Genomic DNA, 15,500 nt, shown 5'->3' with positions numbered 1-15,500 from the left:
CCGAAGATCGCTGCCGGGTGAGTCCATCGACGAGGCTGGTCTGCGGTTGTCCGACTACGTCGAACAACAGGTACGCAGCGAACGTGCCCGCTACTACCCACCCGGCACATTTTGGGCCGCCGCCGCTGAGGGCAGCGATCCTCACATTCTCATTGAGCTCGCAGCTGCGGCCCGTACCCGTGGACGATTCCAACGTGCCGCTCGCCTGTACCGCGGAGCCGCCGACCACGGCATCACCAACGCGCTGCACAAACTAGCGGAACTGCGCATGCGAGCCGGTGACCAGGCGGGAGCCGAACGCGTGGCCCGCGAAGCTGCCGACAGCGGCGATAACTATGCGCTGCGGCAGTTGGCGGTGCTGTGCATGCGAGCCGGTGACCAACCGGGCGCCGAACGCCTGTACCGCGAAGCCGCCAACCGCGGCGATACCAACGCGCTGCACGAACTGGCGGAGCTGCGCATGCGAGCCGGTGACCAGCCGGGAGCCGAACGCGTAGCCCGCGAAGCCGCCAACCGCGGCGACAACCACGCGCTGCGGCAGTTGGCGGTGCTGTGCATGCAGGCCGGCGACCAGCCGAGCGTCGAACGCCTGTACCGCGAGGCAGCCGACCGCGGCGACACCGACGCGCTGCAAAGACTGGCTGTGCTGCGTCTACGGGCCGGTGACCAGCCGGGAGCCGAACGCCTATACCGCGAGGCAGCCGACCGCGGCTACACCGACGCGCTGCAAAGACTGGCTGTGCTGCGTCTACGAGCCGGTGACCAGCCGGGAGCCGAACGCCTCGCCCGCGAAGCCGCCGACCACGGGCACCCCTACGCGCTGCACGAATTGGCCAGGCTGCGCCACGAGGCTGGTGACCAGCCGGGTGCCGAACGCTTCGCCCGCGAGGTCGCCGACCGCGGCGAGACCTACACACTGCGGGAGCTTGCAGAGGCGCGTCACAAGGCTGGTGACCAGCCGGGCGCTGAACGCCTCGCCCTGGAAGCCGCCAACCGCGGGGACAAATACGCGCTGAAAGAACTGGCGGCGCTGTGCATGCAGGCCGGCGACCAGCCAAGCGCCGAACGCCTGTACCGCGAGGCCGCCGACCGCGGCGACAACTACGCGCTGCGGCAGCTGGCGGTGTTACGTCTACGAGCCGGTGACCAGCCGGGAGCCGAACGCCTGTACCGCGAAGCCGCCAACCGCGGCTACATCGAGGCGCTGTTGGAACTAGCAGAGCTGCGCATGCGAGCCGATGACCAGCCGGGAGCCGAACGCCTGTACCGCGAAGCCGCCAACCGCGGCTACATCGAGGCGCTGTTGGAACTAGCAGAGCTGCGCATGCGAGCCGATGACCAGCCGGGCGCTGAACGCGTGGCTCGCGAAGCCGCCAACCACCGCCACCCCAACGCGCTGCACAAACTAGCAGTGCAACGCGCGGAGGCTGGCGACCAGCCGGGCGCCGAACGCCTCGCCCGCGAAGTCGCCGACCACGGCCACACCTACACACTGCTGGAGCTTGTAAAGGCGCGCCACGAGGCTGGTGACCAGCCGGGCGCCGAACGCCTCGCCCGCGAAGCCGCCGACCGCGGCGACAAAGACGCGCTGAGAAACCTGGCCTGGCTGTGCCACATCGCTGGCGACCAGCCGGGCGCTGAACGCTTCGCCCGCGAAGCCGCCGACCACGGCCACACCAACGCGCTGCGGGAGCTAGTGGTGCCAATCATGCAGGCTGGCGACCAGCAGGTCGCCGAACGCCTCGCCCGCGAAGCCGCCAACCACGGCCACACCTACACACTGCGGCAGCTTGCACAGGCGCGCCACGAGGCTGGCGACCAGCCGGGCGCCAAACGGCTGTACCGCGAAGCCGCCGATGGTGGCGACCGCCGTGCGCTGAGAGAACTGGCCCTGTTGTGCGCGGAGGCCGGCGACCAGCCGGGCGCCGAACGCTTCGCCCGCGAAGCCGCCAACCACGGCCAGACCTACATACTGCTGGAGCTTGCACAGGCGCGCCACGAGGCTGGCGACCAGCCGGGCGCCAAACGGCTGTACCGCGAAGCCGCCGATGGTGGCGACCGCCGTGCGCTGAGAGAACTGGCCCTGTTGTGCGCGGAGGCCGGCGACCAGCCGGGCGCCGAACGCTTCGCCCGCGAAGCCGCCAACCACGGCAACACTGCCGCGCTGAACGAACTAGCCAGGTTGCGTATGCAGGTCGGTGACCATCCAGCCGCCGAACGCTTGTACCGCCAAGCTGCCGACTGCGGTGATCCCGATGCGCTGAGTGGGTTGACCGAGGTCTTTGAACAAGCTGGCGACGCCATCGGAGCAGACCAACTGCGGAAATTCGGACTCGCCGATGATGGTCAAGTAGCGGAGCCCTGGCTCTAGGAGGACCGTCGTCTCGTGGTCGCATATGGGAGTCGCCCGCGCTGTGAGGAGCGGGGCCCGAGCCAATGGGTACGAGGTCAACTACCGGAGTTGAGCCCCGGGCGACACCAGGAAGCCACAACCTCGCCCAGCGATCCGACTGAGCGACCCCGTTCACCGCGGTTCTCTTCGACGCGGTCAACTAGTCGGCGGCGGCGATCGGCTCGCCAGGGCTCACCGCAACCTGAGACTTCTGACAGCGAGGCGCCCGGGGTTGGCCCAGCCGCCTTGTCATGGGAAGACATGCATGCGTTGGTGAACAATCGCTGGAGCCTGACCATGAACTCGGCCAGCGACTGCTCCTTTGCGTCTCCAGCAACGTCACAAAATCGTGCTTTCGTGGTGATCTGACGGGTTTCATGGATCCGAACCCAGTTCGATGAGATTGCAAACCCCAACGGGCTTCGGCAGCGTCGACGCCGGTTCCGATCGGGCTGATCCCAGAGTGCGGCTGGATCCGCTGGCAGTTGAGGTCGCGTCTTCGCCCCCGACCCGCATGGCGGGCGATCGCGGCGGCCTGCTTGGCCAACGGACTCTCCTGCACAGTCGGTTCGATCGGCACGCTCGCCCGGGTCGATACCGGCGTGTCGGTGCGGGGAGATGTCCTAGACTGCGAGCCGGTTGCGGCCCAGGCCGTGGCCGGCGGGCTGAGCGGATACGTTCAGCCCGAAGTTTCAGAGAACGTCAGTGTGGTCTGAGCGCTCGCAGTGTCTGCCGGAGTTGGGTTCGGCAAGCCCGGCACCGGAGCGGGAAGGATCGGTCGTTGCCTCGACCCTGACGAGCTGGACCCCACCTGAAACGAAGCACTACCGAGTCGACCAAGTCTCGCAGTCCGGGCCTGTGAGGAGTGGAGACTTGCTGTGCTCGCTGTCCTGCCGTTCGTCTGCGCCGCGGCGGCCGTCGCCGTTGTGGCCGTCTGCCGCCTCGTCGGCTGGGCCTTGTGGCTCAGGTTCGTCCGCGACGTGTACCGGGCCTCCGGCTCGCTGGAGGCCATCGGGGCCGCTGCGCCGATCGCCAAGTCGTTCCTGTGGCCGCAGGATCCCAATGGCGCGCTCCAGAGCGAGAGCCACTCCGAGAACAAATGACGGCGACGGCGTCTTAGGAGCAAGTCATGCTCGATAGACCAGGTGCAAGATCATCGCCGCGGTCGACGGAGCAACCAGGACGGCTACTTTTCGGCGTCCCCGTCTCCGCTGCCTCGGCCACGGCCGGCGGCTTCTTTCAGGACCTCGCGCGCCGGGTTGTGTCGTCGGCGGGGCGGCGCAGCATGGCGGGTCTTTGAGCAGCTTGCTCCGACCTGGGGTCTCGCGGGGTGATCGTGCGGTCGTTGGGTTGACGAGGGAGCCGTGCTGCATTGGTGTCGATCCGCCCCTGCGGCGCGTCAGTGCGCAATGCTGCGCACTAGTGCATCGTTCACTTGGAGAGGCGACTAGTGGCTCAGAGAGTAGAGATCCTGCTTACGGATGATCTCGACGGCAGCGATCTTCCTGCCGGCAAGGGGGAGACCGTGACCTTTGGGCTCGACGGTAGCTCGTACGAGATCGACCTCAGTACCAGGAACGCCGCGGCGCTCCGCAAGGTGCTGGCTGCCTACGTCGAAGCGGCGCGGCCGATCAGGAACAGGCGAGGCAAGAAAGTCACCCGCTCGACCATCGGTGCTGATGCTCGCACTGTGAAGGAGTGGGCTCGCGCGAACGGCTATGAGGTCAAGGATCGCGGACGGGTCCCTGCAGACATCCGGGAAGCCTTCGACGCAGCCAACTCATCAGGTTCGGCTCGAAGGTAGCTCAGCTGACCTCGTAGCGGTCTCGCCGGCGCTATTGCAGGCGTTGTCTGGCTCCTACTGATGACCGCACGGGCTGCTCGGAGATCAACCAGTAAACGTTCGAGGCGAGGACCGTCGCGATCGTGCAGCCAGCGGTGTTGAGCAGGATGTCTGTGAAGTCGCCCGCGGTTCCTAGCGGAGTGAAGGTTTGCAGGACTTCGATCATTGAGGAGATCAGAGCTGCACCTACCAGCGCGACCACGGTGATCCGTTGCCGTGAAGCGTGGCGCGCGATCCACGGCAGGAGGAGCCCGGCTGGCATGAACAACAGGAAGTTCACAACGATTTCGGAGGTTGACGCTGCGGTCTGAGTGGCGAACGGGACCCAGTTGAAGAGCACGTATCCGGTGGCATCTCGAGGCCTGCCTCCGAGGGTCACCAGCAAAAGTCCGAGCACCCACAACACACCACAGACGGTAGCGAGTCGGGTAGCTCGCACGACGTCGCGTTGCTGGGTGAGCCGGACCAGCCGGAGCAGCACCCACGCAAGGAACGCGAGTGCCACCACGGCTGCCGGAACAACAAGGCTGCTTGGAATCACGAGTAGCTGATGGCCACGGTTCCGCCCATGAGCTGACCTGAGACGAAAACGTTCTTCTTGACTCGGATGAAGTAGTTGTGGTTGGTGGTCAAGCCGCTAACACACGACTTGGGCTGGCTCCCAAGCGTGAACTGGATCGTTCGCTGCAGTTCGTCGCTGATCGAGTTGTCCTTCACGACCTCGATCCGGAAGTTGCTGTTGTTGACGCCGCTGTCAGCGTCGCGCTCGTTGCCCAGAGCGGGGTCGACGCAGATCTGTCCGGTGGAGTTGGTTGCGAAGACGGGACTCTGCACGCCACCACTGCCACCAGACAATCCAGTCACCCGCATAGTGTAGGGAAGCCCCACCGCCTGGATGACGTTCGGCGCGCGGGTGACCGACGGGCTGGGACTGGTAGCGGCCTGCGCAGACCCGGCGCCGACGATCAGGACGGTGACGGCAGCCAGCGGTACGGCTAGAGCCGACTTGAGACCAAGCTTGACATTCACTAGCGATACTCCTTTTTGGGCGGTGAGTAAGCGCTTGAACGTTATATTGCGCCTGCATGTAACTCAATGTGTTGATACTGCAACAACATGCAACCCAATCTGTCTTGACAAACACAGCGCGATCCAGGGCTTCGACGCGGTCCGGAACGGCCGGGCATGTACATCGGGTCCACCGGTGAGCGGGGCCTGCACCACCTGGTCTACGAGGTGGTGGACAACGCGGTCGACGAGGCGCTCGTCGGGTACTGCGACAAGATCGTCATCACCCTGCTGCCCGACGGCGGCGTGCGCGTCGTCGACAACGGCCGTGGCATCCCGGTCGGCATCGTCGAGTCCGAGGGCAAGCCGGCCGTCACCGTGGTGCTGACCGTGCTGCACGCCGGCGGCAAGTTCGGCGGCGGCGGGTACAAGGTGTCCGGTGGTCTGCACGGCGTGGGTGTGTCCGTCGTGAATGCGCTGTCCAGCCGGCTGCAGGTCGACGTCCGCACGGGTGGCAAGGCCTACACCCAGTCCTTCACGATCGGCGTCCCGGACGTCTTCGAGACCACCGTCGACTCGTACGAGACGCTGTCCACCCGCTCAACAAACGATCGTTTGCCGAACACCGAGCTCACCGGCTGTCGGCAGAGAACCCGGCTACCGCAAGAGCAATCCCCGCCGGCACGGTACGGACGCACGAACGCACTGAGCCACGTCGACGAAGAACTCGTCCGCCAGCGCGACCTGCTCGATAGCGAGCAAATGCCGCCGGGCCGGCCCGCATCGGGGCGCCGGTACGACGCGGTCGTTCAGGTCGCACCGTGGCCCTCTTGTGGCGGTGTTTCGTCCGGCGGAGCCTCGACGCCCTGATCACCGCCGCGGGTGCGCTGACGGCCCAGTTGCAGGACGATCGGTCGCGGCAATCGGTTCTTGCCGGCGACCTCAAGGACGTGGATCCGGTGCTCGCGGTCAGCCTTGCTGGTTGCGCTCATCGCGCGATGGATCGCGGCACCGAAGAAGATCCGGTCAATCACGGGGGCCAGCCCAGCAAGCCCGGCGACGGACAACGCGAGGATCACAGTGGTGGTCAGCACGGCGACCGCCCTTGTCGATCTGGGATCGTACAGTCCACGATGCACACCTCTCCCGTGGGTGTTGTTGGCGGCCTCACCGTTGCGCCGGTGGGGCCGTCGCTGACCTCACGCCGGTATCGCATCTGGTGATGCGATCCGCCACTGGATCAGCGTCTGTACCGAGTCAAGCCACCCCGAACGGTTAACGTCGCCTCGAGCTTGTGATCGGCAGGAAGAGTGTGCGCGGTCTCGCCCCCACTTCCGGGCAGACGTTGGCCTAGATCGCCCGTTTGAGGCCGTCAGGACAGCGCTGTGAGGCCGCTGTCAGGCGGCCGGCGTACCGAAGGTCGATGATCAGCATCTCGTCGTACTACTGCTCGTTGTCGATCACCTTGACCTGCTTCTTCTGGCCAACTGAGGACCCCGACTCGACTCCAGGCGTGCAGCTTGGGCAGCCCGTTGGTGAGCTCGTCGAGGTCGGTGAACCCGGTCGGTACGCCGACCATCGCGTCACCGCGGGAGTCGATCGCCTCGATCTCGTCGAGGGCGCCCTCCATGATGTCCTTCAGCGGCGCGTAGTCCTCGGTGGTCCGCTTCTCGGTGACCTGGTAGATCTCGGCCTGCGCCTCGTCGACGACGTCGTCGACCTCGCCCTCGCCGGCGTAGCCGAGCTGGACGATCTTGGTGCCGGCCTCGACCAGGCGGCGCAGGATCGCCTTCTCCCGGACGATGTGCGCGTAGTAGCTGGCGTTCGCGGCCAGTGGGACCGAGGCGACCAGGGTGTGCACGTACGGCGCGCCGCCGATCCGGGCCATCTCGCCGCGCTTGGTCAGCTCGGCGGCGACGGTGATCGCGTCGGCCGGCTCGCCGCGGGCGTACAGGTCGGTGATCGCGTCGTAGACCGACTCGTGCGCCGGGCGGTAGAAGTCCGTGCCGCGCAGCGTCTCGATGCAGTCGGCGATCCACGATTCCCCAGTGGACAGGCTAGTAAGAGTTAATACTTGCCCTGAGGGGCGATACCTAGTATGAATACATACATGCGGATGACGCTCCAGACACAGATGGTTCTCCAGGCCCTGCTGCGTGAGCCAGCACACGAATCATGGGGTCGGAAGCTCGCCGAGGAAACGGGGCTCTTGCCGGGAACCACGCAGCCGATCTTGATGCGCCTCGAGGCTGAAGGCTGGCTGACGTCTCGTAGAGAGTCTGAGGAGGTCGCTCATGCGGCCGGGCGGCGCCCGCGCCGGTACTTTGCGCTTACTGGACTCGGCGCTACTAAGGCCAGTGAAGCGCTGGCTGGGGCACGACGCCCGAAGAGGAACGCGATCGGCGGCTTGGCCCCCGACGGAGGTGTCTGATGGTGCGCTTAGTGCTGCGGAGCGGCGGTACCGGCCCTGCTGAGGCCCTCGGCACGACCGGGATGCTGCTTCTGCTGGTGGCAGCCGCCTTCGTCGCCTACGTCGTCTCGCTAGCCATGTACCCGAATGTCAAGTGCAACCGCTGCAGGGGCACCGGCCAGCGCCACGACGCGTTGTTCAGCTACGCGACCCGCCCCTGCTCCAACTGCGAGGGCCGCGGTACGCGCCGGCGCATAGGCGTCGTGGTGTTCTTCAAGGACAAGGCGACTGCAGCCACCGAGCTCGGCCAGATTGAACTCGGCCAGCGCGGCGGCACGGAGCGGTTCCTCCTTGCACTGACCGACCTGATGTTGCCGCCGCATGCCCGCAGGCTTTGGCAAGAGGAGGTGGACAACGCCCTGAGCGAGTGGCCTCAAGAGGAGCACCCACAGCTCATCAGCAGCTTCCTCCGCGACGCTCCAATGAGGATCTGGCACGGCTGGTACGTGCGGATCTTCCACCCAGCCAAAGCGGTTTCGTCGGGAGAGGGCGCGAGTCATGGCGACCACGATTAGGTCCAGAGGCGGCGCAGAGCGGTTGCGGTTCCGATCCGAGTCTCACTCCTTCTAGCCCGGGTCGATCACGCTCAGCTTGTAGTTGGTGGCTTCCTGCGAGGGTTTTCACAGACCCGAGGGTGGATCGGTTACGGTGCGTGATCAGTTGGAACCCTCTCTAGGCTGGTGAGCGTGAGAAGCGATCAGGGGCGCAAGGAAGGGTGGAAAGTAGCAGTCGCCGCCGGTTGAGTGTCACCTCAAGGCCTTGGCCGCCTTCGAAAAGAAGACGGCCCCCGCTGGCACGGGAGCCGCCTTGAACCTTTAGAGCAGCGTTCAAACCGTCTGAAAGGTACGTCTATGAGCGTAGACGACGATCGAAAAGCCCCGCTGATATCGGCACGAAGCTTGCTGATCACGCTGGTCTCGGTCGGGATAGGGCTGGTGGCCGGTCTCGCCGCGGGGATCTCTGCGGGTGTGGCCGTTGCAGAAGCCACCGAGCTCTGGGTTGGGATCACGAGCGGGGTCTTGAGCGGCCTGGCCGCCGCTTGCATCACCGCCCTTGCGACCGCTGGAGGTCTGCACGCCCTGATCGGTAACTGAGAGACAGCGTGAAGGGGTCGGCCTCGCTACGGACGGGGCCGACCATACGCACTGCTACTCGATCGAGTGGGATTGGTGCTGCTCGGACCCTCTGGCCGTCGCTTCGGGGATGTCGTGGCCGGCCTCCTCAGTGAGCGCCTTGGCGTTTGCCTCGGCGGACTCGCGGTCGTCGTGGTAGTCGCCGACCATGTCATCGGTCCAGCGGTCGTGCACGTACCAGCCCACGGGGGAGTAACGGGCCTCGAAGATCCGCAGGTTCGCGGCAGGGGCCTGTCCGTTCATCTCTGCGGCCTCGGCCTCGGCCTCTTTCTTGCCGCCCCAGTAGCCGACCAGCACGTCGAGTGTGAGGTCCCAGATGTACCAGCCGAATTCGTCCTGGCGGGCCTCGAAGGCGGGGTTGTTCACTTGGTTCTCCTGTTCCTGCTTGGTCATGGGTCTATTGGCGATTCGCGGGATTGCATGGGTTGGGGAGGGCGGCAGCTCGGGTCTGCGGGCTCGATGCCCTGCGGACCCGACTCCCGCGCGGGCGCACGGCCCGCCGGTGGCGCGGCCTGTGTTGGCCGCGCCCGGGGTGCCGGTTACATCGCGGCGGCGAGTTCCATGGCCCGGATGCCTTGGGCTTCGATGTTGGCGGCGACGTCGGCGTCGGCGATCACTTGGGCGTAGGCGGTGACGGCCTGGAGGACTCCGCCTGCGGTGCGCTGGCCGCCGCTGATGAAGTGGTCGAGTACGCCGTCGATGTGGGTCTCGGAGAAGGTGAGCTTCTTGCCGACGGTCCGGACGACGTCGGCGGCGCCGTCGAGCGGCTTGCCTGCGATCTGTTCCAGCTTGGTGATCTGGCGGGTGACGTAGCCGACGTCGAGGAAGGTGCGTACGGCGTCGCGGGTGCGGGACCGGATGAGGTTGATCTCTTGCTCGCGGGTCTCGTCGGACCACTGGATGAGGCCTTCGTCCATGCGGCTGCCGACGTGCACGGCGCGGCGTACGTCCTTGGTGATGGTCATCCCGTTGTCGCAGACCTGGACCATCAGTTGCGGGGTGAGGGTGAACGCTCCGGCTCCGACCTCGCTGTTGGAGATGACGAATCCGGCGAACACGGTGGGGTTGTCGTCGCCGCTGGCGCCGCTGAACGGAGACCGGTAGCCCTTGAGCAGGGTGGGGGCGTAGGCCTTGATCTCTTCGGCCTGGATCCGCACGTACATGCGGGGACTCGGTCAGGTCGCAGCCGCGGATGTCGATCGGGACGCCTGCGGCGCGGACGCCGTCGAGGGTCGCGGTCAGCGCGTCGAGGTTGTCGATCAGCTTGAACTTGTCCGACAGCAGCGCGCGGCCCAGACCGGGCCCGTGGTCGCCTCGGAAGGTCCGCACGAGGAACGACCGGTCGTCGCCGGGTACATCCGCGTGGTTGCCGTGCAGCCAGCCATTGACGTTGGCGTCGAACAGGTCGGGGCGGTCGCGGTGGGTCTTCTTCAGCTAGCCGACCGGTACGCCGAGTTTGCCGTCGAGTCCGTCGATCATGACGGAGGTGGGCCGGTAAGTGCCGTCGATCGCGGCCGCTCCCGGCGCGGTGATCGTCACCTCGAACAAGCGCGACATCCTCGACACCACCCGCGGCCTGCGCGAAGCCGACGACGATGTGTGGGTCTTCGACCCCCAGCAGGTCGCCGCCGAGCCGGCGACCTGGTGGTGGAACCCGCTCAGCTACGTCACCGACGACGACCGCGCCCGCGAGCTCGCCCAGCACTTCGCGTTCGCCTCCCGCGAGACCGGCGCCCGCTCCGATGCCTACTTCGACGGCGCCGGCCAGCAACTGCTCGCCGCGCTGCTGCTCGCCGCGGCCCGCGGTGGGCACCCGGTCAGCCGGGTGTACTCGTGGCTGACCGACCTGAACAACACCCAGCCCGAGAAGATCCTGCGCGAGCACCGCGACGACGCGATGGCCGAAGGCCTCGAAGCCGTCCGCGCCGCTCCGGAGCGGCAGCGCGGCGGCGTGTTCGGCACCGCGCAGCAGATGGCCACCTGCCTGGGCTCCAGCCGGGTCGCGGCCTGGGTGAACCCCGGCCCCACCCCGCGGCCGGAGTTCGACCCGCATCAGTTCGTCCGCCGCGGCGGCACCCTCTACAGCCTGTCGCGCGAAGGTGCCGGCAACGCCGGCCCGCTGGTCACCGCGCTCACCGTCGCGGTCGTCAAAGCCGCCGAGGACTACGCCACCACCTGCCCCGGCGGCCGGCTCCCCGTCCCGATGATCGGCGTCCTGGACGAGGCCGCGAACGTCTGCAAATGGAAGGACCTGCCCGACCTCTACAGCCACTACGGCTCCCGCGGGATCGTGCTGATGACGATCCTGCAGTCCTGGGCCCAGGGCGTGGACTGCTGGGGCGAGCGCGGCATGGAGAAACTCTGGTCGGCCTCCAACCGGCGCATCTACGGCGGCGGTGTCTCCGACGCCGCCTTCCTCGACCGGCTGTCCAAACTCATCGGCGACCACGAACGCCTGCGCTCGTCGACGTCGACCAGCAAACAGGGCACCTCGGTCAGCCGCCAGCTGCAGCGCGAGCAGATCGTCGACGTCGCCGAGCTCGCCGCGCTGCCGGCCGGGCGCGCGATCGTGTTTTCGTCGGGGGCGCGTGCGACCCTGATCCGGTCCGTGCCCTGGATGGCCGGCCCGTACGCCGAAAAGATCCGCGCCTCCCTGGCCCGGTACGACCCCGGCGCCGCGGCCGTTCCGTACGGCATCGACGACACCACCGCGGCCGCGGTGCTACCGCCTCGACGGGAGACCTCGTGAGCTTGTCCGACACCGAATGGGAACAGCCATCGGATGACGCCCACGGGATCGCCGACGCGCTGGTCGACCAGGCGCTGCTCGTCGCCGCCGCGAAACGGCGCCTGACCGCGCGGCTGAACAAGGCCGCCGACGCGCAGATCGCCGCCCTTCTCGACGAGACCACCGACTACACCGCGCCCGTCGTACCGGGCATGGCCGGTGCCGTGACCCAGGCGCTGCGCGAGCTCGAGGACGACCAGCTCGAACAAGACGCCGCAGCGGCCCACGCGGAACTCAACGCGGTAGCTGACCAGGCCACCGCGGACGCCGAGCCGCAGCTGTACTACGGGTCCCTGCCCGAGTTCGTCTCGAAGTTCCTCGTGCGCGCCTACCGGCGCGAGATCGCCGCCCGGCGCACCTGGTGCAAGCAGTGGTGGAAGCACCCCGAAGTCACCGCCCGGCTCGACGCGCTGTGGCGGTCCTGGGAAGCCCTGCGGCTCGAACCCGGCACCGGGATGAGCGTGTGGTGGCGCGACCACGCCGACCACCACATGGCCCGCATCCTCGACCCCGACGGACCCTTCAAGGGCTGCACCACCGAAGGCCACCAGACCAACGGCAAACTCGAACCGCTGCCCTGGGACAACCCGCCCGAGGCGCTGTACGGGCACACGATGTCGAGTAGCTAGTACCGGTCATGGAGTCAACCACAAAGCTGCTTGGCGCCGGGGGCGAGGCGTTCACGAAGTGGGCCCACAGCACCGCACTTGCAAGATCGTCAAGAGGTCGGATCTCGTAACTCTCAGCCGGACTGCTGAATCGCCATTCCAGCGTCAGGTCGCCGCCCTCGGATCGGCCGCCGGCGGGATCGCCACAGCTTCAGTTCGTTGGCGTCGTCGGCCGAGAAAAGCGTCGCAGCGATGAGCTCGGCCAGGTCGCTCGGCGTCGAGAAGCACCGAGCCTTCTGGCAGGAGGCATTGGTCCAGTCGTAGACGAGTTCTAATGGGGGTTGGCGTCGGCCTCAACCAGGTGCTCGGCGACCATCTCCTTCACGCGCTGCGGCTTCTATCTCGCCGACCTGATGGGACCACAGTCGGCTAACGGATCGGCTGCCTCCGCGGAATTCGAAGGCGGCACCCCCAAACGAATGGGTGGTGCCGCCTTCTGCCTGGCGATCAGCACTGTGGCCGTTGCGGTTACTTCTGCGTTGTCGAGATCGATCCCGACGATCGGGCTCGGCCTCGCCATCGCTACACCCTGCCCCACCAGCCGTGCTGACCTATGGCCCGCGATTCAACCGGGCCCCGAGCCGTCCTGACCTTGCGAACCGCAGAGTCCATCGCCCCTGATCCGAGGTGGTACGAACCTGGTAGACCTCAAGACGCCAACTATCGTCAGTTAGCACGGCCTCCATGACGAAATCTGGTCATTGGGATTCCAAGTGCTTCCGGGGTTGCTGGCATCGGGAAATCCCGCATTGTTGAGATCGGGTTGGCTATCGCCGTTCCCGATTCTGATGCTGCGTCCGCTGAAATTCGGGTCCGCCCAGAAACACATGGACCCACCTGTGAAGTTCGCAATGGATGAAATACTGTCATTCTGGCGATTGGTAATCCTCGCGTCTGACACAGTGACAAAGTTACGGCCAGCAGCGTCGAAGGAGTTTGCCGCATCAACACAATCACCAAAGTTTGCTTGAGTGCACAGGTTGAGGACGCCCGCGGTGGTGGCGGTGGAGGATGAGGATACGGCTTGCGCCGTACCTCCCATCGCCGAAAGGGAGAGCGTTGCTGTACCGACGCAAAGAGCGGCATTAGCTAGTTTCTTCATTCTGAAGCCCTTCATCTCTTGTTGGTTTCCGCCTTGGGTCGAGGTGTTACCGCTGAATTCGATCGGCAAGTAATCGTAACGGCATGGATCGCACGGACGATGGCCGATCAAGATGAGCATGGCAGATCCACGGCGCGCCACGGTATTGTGGGTTGACAATTCGGCGTCCCGACCCCACAACACACTTGACGCTACGGGAACATTCACGGGTAGTCAATTGCATCCAAGCTGCTTGCTTAGAAAGGCTAATGTTTGCCAACTTGGTGCGGCAGCAATTTTCTGAAATGCGACAGAAATTTCACGCGTGGTGGTGCGACGGTGCGGGCCTCACAACGTGCCGTTTGAGTACGGGGGCTGCATGATTCGATGTGTGAGGTGCGCGGACGCGAGGTCCGCGCGTTCCGGGGCAAAGTCCACGGCATCGAACCCGCCCACTGGATCTGTGTACAGCCGGAGAGCGAGGCCGTCGGGCGTGACCAGCTCGACCAAGTCCCCAATGAATCCGGAGATCACCGGGCTGTGCACCACCCCGACTGCGTCGAAGTGCTCGATCCAGACGTCGAGTACCGCTCGGTCGGGGACACCGAAGGTCACCGGGTCATACCCGACGATCGCATCGGCCGCGGCGGGCGCCAGCCGAAGCTCGATCGGCACGTCGAGGCCCGGAAGCATCAAAATCACCGCGAAGAGTGTTCCCGACTCGTCGCGATGGTCGAACCGTTCGATGCGGTGGGCCCCGAATGCCCGTTCGAACCAGTCGATGCCTGCTGGAATGTCGGAAACCGGCAGCTTGAGGTGGTGAATGCCCGAGAGGACTGGCGCTTTCATGGTTCTCCTGCAGTGTGATGATCATGCTGAGATGCAGGTGATGATGGGGCGTCGACGCATTGGCTGAGCAGCCTCGCGAGCGCTACTTATGGAAGCGATCCCAGTCCACCGCGAATAGGCCCGCTGAGGACGATATGGCCGCCCACCTGGTGGACTTACCGAGCCGACCGCCCAGCCTGGAGGTACCCATCCCGGGCGGTCGGTGTCTCAGCGGGGTGGTGCGGACGCAGGCTTTCGGATGTGGGTCGGGTCGCAGATAGCTCGCGGCTGCGTTGAACAGGGTGCTGTCCACGTCGTCGGTTTGAGTAGGTACATCTTGGTTCTACCGAGGCCGCGCGGACAGCGTGGGCAGGCTAGCGCGAACCGAGAATCTCGCGGACGTTGGCTAGCGACTCGTTCATCATCCCGTATGCCGGCAGATTGGCCTGGATCTCGCGGAAGCCGGCGATGGTGGCCTCGTTGGCGTACGTGCGCTGCAACTCCGAGGCGAAGCCAAGCCAGGTGGTCATCGTGACGCCGTAGCTACCCAGTCGCGCCAGTGACGCGGCCTGTGCGGCGGGGCTGGCGCTCGCCGTGGCGTCCACGACCAGAGACACCTCGTAGTCACGCCGTAGCGCGCTGAGAATCGTGTGAGTGATGCAGCCTTCCGTAGTGAGGCCGGCGAACACGAGGTGGTTTCGTCCGGTCTCTTCGACCGCCGCCTCGAATCCTTCGTCGTCGAAGCAGTCGAAGGAGAGGCCGCGGTTCACGATGGGATGGTCTCCGACCACGGCGGCGATCTCAGAGTAGAGCACGCCCCGCGGGTCGTCCTTCGGCCCCATCGTCAAGACCAAGGGGACCCCGAAGGTCAGGGCCGTTTGAGCCAGGGCCCGCCCACCGGCAACGTTCTCCGGGATGGTCTGGGAGCTGATGACATTCGCGAATCCGGTGACGTAGTCGATCATCACGATGGCGGTGTTCTCTGGGGTGCGACGCTCTATGTCCATCATTTCTCCTAGTTTGGGCGTGGCCGCCGACGGTCTGGCGGATCCTGATTGGGTCGCGACGGCCGCGCACCGGCGCCGACCCAGTCCAGGTGACGATCCAGTAAAGCTTAATGACCACTTGGATAGTAGTGTGCTCAATGTATCTCCGCGGCTGGGCAGTGTCCAGGAAGCCGCCCGCGTGCGGCTGGTAGCTTTTCCCCGTGTCTCTGTCTCCCGATCCGCCCCCGCCGCGGCGTATCCGCAACCTGGATCTGCATCGACGCGCGATCCTGGACGCGGCGG

General features: G+C 66.0%; 17 protein-coding genes. 9 read left to right on the top strand and 8 right to left on the bottom strand.

The annotated features are described in order from the left end of the window. The 3 genes from BWI15_RS00085 to BWI15_RS00075 all read left to right on the top strand — a co-directional run. A partial coding sequence (locus BWI15_RS00085) for a tetratricopeptide repeat protein (protein WP_237771064.1) occupies positions 1-2,371 on the top strand: 2,371 nt, incomplete at its 5' end. Between the two features lie 899 nt (positions 2,372-3,270). Further along, positions 3,271-3,495 (top strand): hypothetical protein, encoded by a 225-nt coding sequence (locus BWI15_RS00080; RefSeq protein ID WP_077012165.1) that lies wholly within the window; start codon positions 3,271-3,273, stop codon positions 3,493-3,495. A gap of 347 nt (positions 3,496-3,842) precedes the next feature. Beyond that, a complete protein-coding gene (locus BWI15_RS00075) occupies positions 3,843-4,196 on the top strand; it encodes a histone-like nucleoid-structuring protein Lsr2 (RefSeq protein ID WP_077012164.1) in 354 nt (117 codons plus the stop codon). Positions 4,197-4,227: 31 nt separating this feature from the next. Here BWI15_RS00075 and BWI15_RS00070 read toward each other — a convergent pair whose 3' ends face one another. Together BWI15_RS00070 and BWI15_RS38595 are read right to left on the bottom strand one after the other, a co-directional pair. Beyond that, complete coding sequence (locus BWI15_RS00070) at positions 4,228-4,776, bottom strand: VanZ family protein (protein WP_083750473.1); 549 nt, start codon at positions 4,774-4,776, stop codon at positions 4,228-4,230. Next, positions 4,773-5,264, bottom strand: a complete 492-nt coding sequence (locus BWI15_RS38595) for a hypothetical protein (protein WP_143465336.1) — start codon at positions 5,262-5,264, stop codon at positions 4,773-4,775. Before BWI15_RS38595 ends, BWI15_RS00070 begins: the two co-directional genes overlap by 4 nt. Positions 5,265-5,420: 156 nt before the next feature. Here BWI15_RS38595 and BWI15_RS40670 point away from each other — a divergent pair, with 156 nt between their 5' ends. Together BWI15_RS40670 and BWI15_RS38590 are read left to right on the top strand one after the other, a co-directional pair. Further along, positions 5,421-6,113 carry an ATP-binding protein gene (locus BWI15_RS40670; protein WP_441327520.1) on the top strand — a complete coding sequence of 231 codons (693 nt, stop codon included), beginning with the start codon at positions 5,421-5,423 and terminating at the stop codon, positions 6,111-6,113. After that, positions 6,065-6,466, top strand: coding sequence for a hypothetical protein (locus tag BWI15_RS38590; protein WP_143465335.1), 402 nt, complete (start codon positions 6,065-6,067; stop codon positions 6,464-6,466). The genes BWI15_RS40670 and BWI15_RS38590 overlap by 49 nt, the downstream gene beginning before the upstream one ends. Before the next feature lie 149 nt (positions 6,467-6,615). On the opposite strand, the gene BWI15_RS40665 is transcribed toward BWI15_RS38590, so the two are convergent. Continuing rightward, positions 6,616-7,413 (bottom strand): DnaB-like helicase N-terminal domain-containing protein, encoded by a 798-nt coding sequence (locus tag BWI15_RS40665; RefSeq protein ID WP_237771063.1) that lies wholly within the window; start codon positions 7,411-7,413, stop codon positions 6,616-6,618. Positions 7,414-7,673: 260 nt separating this feature from the next. Here BWI15_RS40665 and BWI15_RS00040 point away from each other — a divergent pair, with 260 nt between their 5' ends. Further along, positions 7,674-8,228 (top strand): hypothetical protein, encoded by a 555-nt coding sequence (locus BWI15_RS00040; RefSeq protein ID WP_077012160.1) that lies wholly within the window; start codon positions 7,674-7,676, stop codon positions 8,226-8,228. 336 nt (positions 8,229-8,564) lie between these two features. Continuing rightward, a complete protein-coding gene (locus BWI15_RS00035) occupies positions 8,565-8,807 on the top strand; it encodes a hypothetical protein (RefSeq protein ID WP_143465334.1) in 243 nt (80 codons plus the stop codon). 54 nt (positions 8,808-8,861) lie between these two features. Here BWI15_RS00035 and BWI15_RS00030 read toward each other — a convergent pair whose 3' ends face one another. Both BWI15_RS00030 and BWI15_RS00025 read right to left on the bottom strand, forming a co-directional pair. Next, positions 8,862-9,239: a hypothetical protein gene (locus tag BWI15_RS00030; RefSeq protein WP_077012158.1), complete on the bottom strand. Its 378-nt coding sequence runs from the start codon at positions 9,237-9,239 to the stop codon at positions 8,862-8,864. Positions 9,240-9,385: 146 nt separating this feature from the next. After that, positions 9,386-10,009, bottom strand: a complete 624-nt coding sequence (locus BWI15_RS00025; RefSeq protein WP_077012157.1) for a hypothetical protein — start codon at positions 10,007-10,009, stop codon at positions 9,386-9,388. Between the two features lie 335 nt (positions 10,010-10,344). On the opposite strand from BWI15_RS00025, the gene BWI15_RS00020 reads away from it, so the two are divergent. Next, on the top strand, positions 10,345-11,595 hold the full coding sequence (locus tag BWI15_RS00020) for a type IV secretory system conjugative DNA transfer family protein (RefSeq protein ID WP_077012156.1): 1,251 nt from the start codon (positions 10,345-10,347) through the stop codon (positions 11,593-11,595). After that, positions 11,592-12,263 carry a DUF4913 domain-containing protein gene (locus BWI15_RS00015; RefSeq protein WP_237771062.1) on the top strand — a complete coding sequence of 224 codons (672 nt, stop codon included), beginning with the start codon at positions 11,592-11,594 and terminating at the stop codon, positions 12,261-12,263. The genes BWI15_RS00020 and BWI15_RS00015 overlap by 4 nt, the downstream gene beginning before the upstream one ends. Positions 12,264-12,972: 709 nt before the next feature. Here the strand turns inward: BWI15_RS00015 and BWI15_RS38585 are convergent. From BWI15_RS38585 to BWI15_RS00005, 3 genes are all read right to left on the bottom strand, one after another. After that, a complete protein-coding gene (locus BWI15_RS38585; protein ID WP_143465333.1) occupies positions 12,973-13,524 on the bottom strand; it encodes a peptidase inhibitor family I36 protein in 552 nt (183 codons plus the stop codon). A gap of 207 nt (positions 13,525-13,731) precedes the next feature. Then, positions 13,732-14,232: a VOC family protein gene (locus BWI15_RS00010; protein WP_077012155.1), complete on the bottom strand. Its 501-nt coding sequence runs from the start codon at positions 14,230-14,232 to the stop codon at positions 13,732-13,734. A 353-nt stretch (positions 14,233-14,585) separates the two neighbouring features. Continuing rightward, positions 14,586-15,221 carry an isochorismatase family protein gene (locus BWI15_RS00005; protein ID WP_083750472.1) on the bottom strand — a complete coding sequence of 212 codons (636 nt, stop codon included), beginning with the start codon at positions 15,219-15,221 and terminating at the stop codon, positions 14,586-14,588. Positions 15,222-15,500: the final 279 nt, after the last annotated feature.

The organism is Kribbella sp. ALI-6-A (assembly GCF_001984195.1).
In the GTDB taxonomy this organism is placed as follows: domain Bacteria; phylum Actinomycetota; class Actinomycetes; order Propionibacteriales; family Kribbellaceae; genus Kribbella.
The sequence above is the reverse complement of the archived record's forward strand: the minus strand, read 5'-3'. Positions and strand labels throughout refer to the sequence as shown.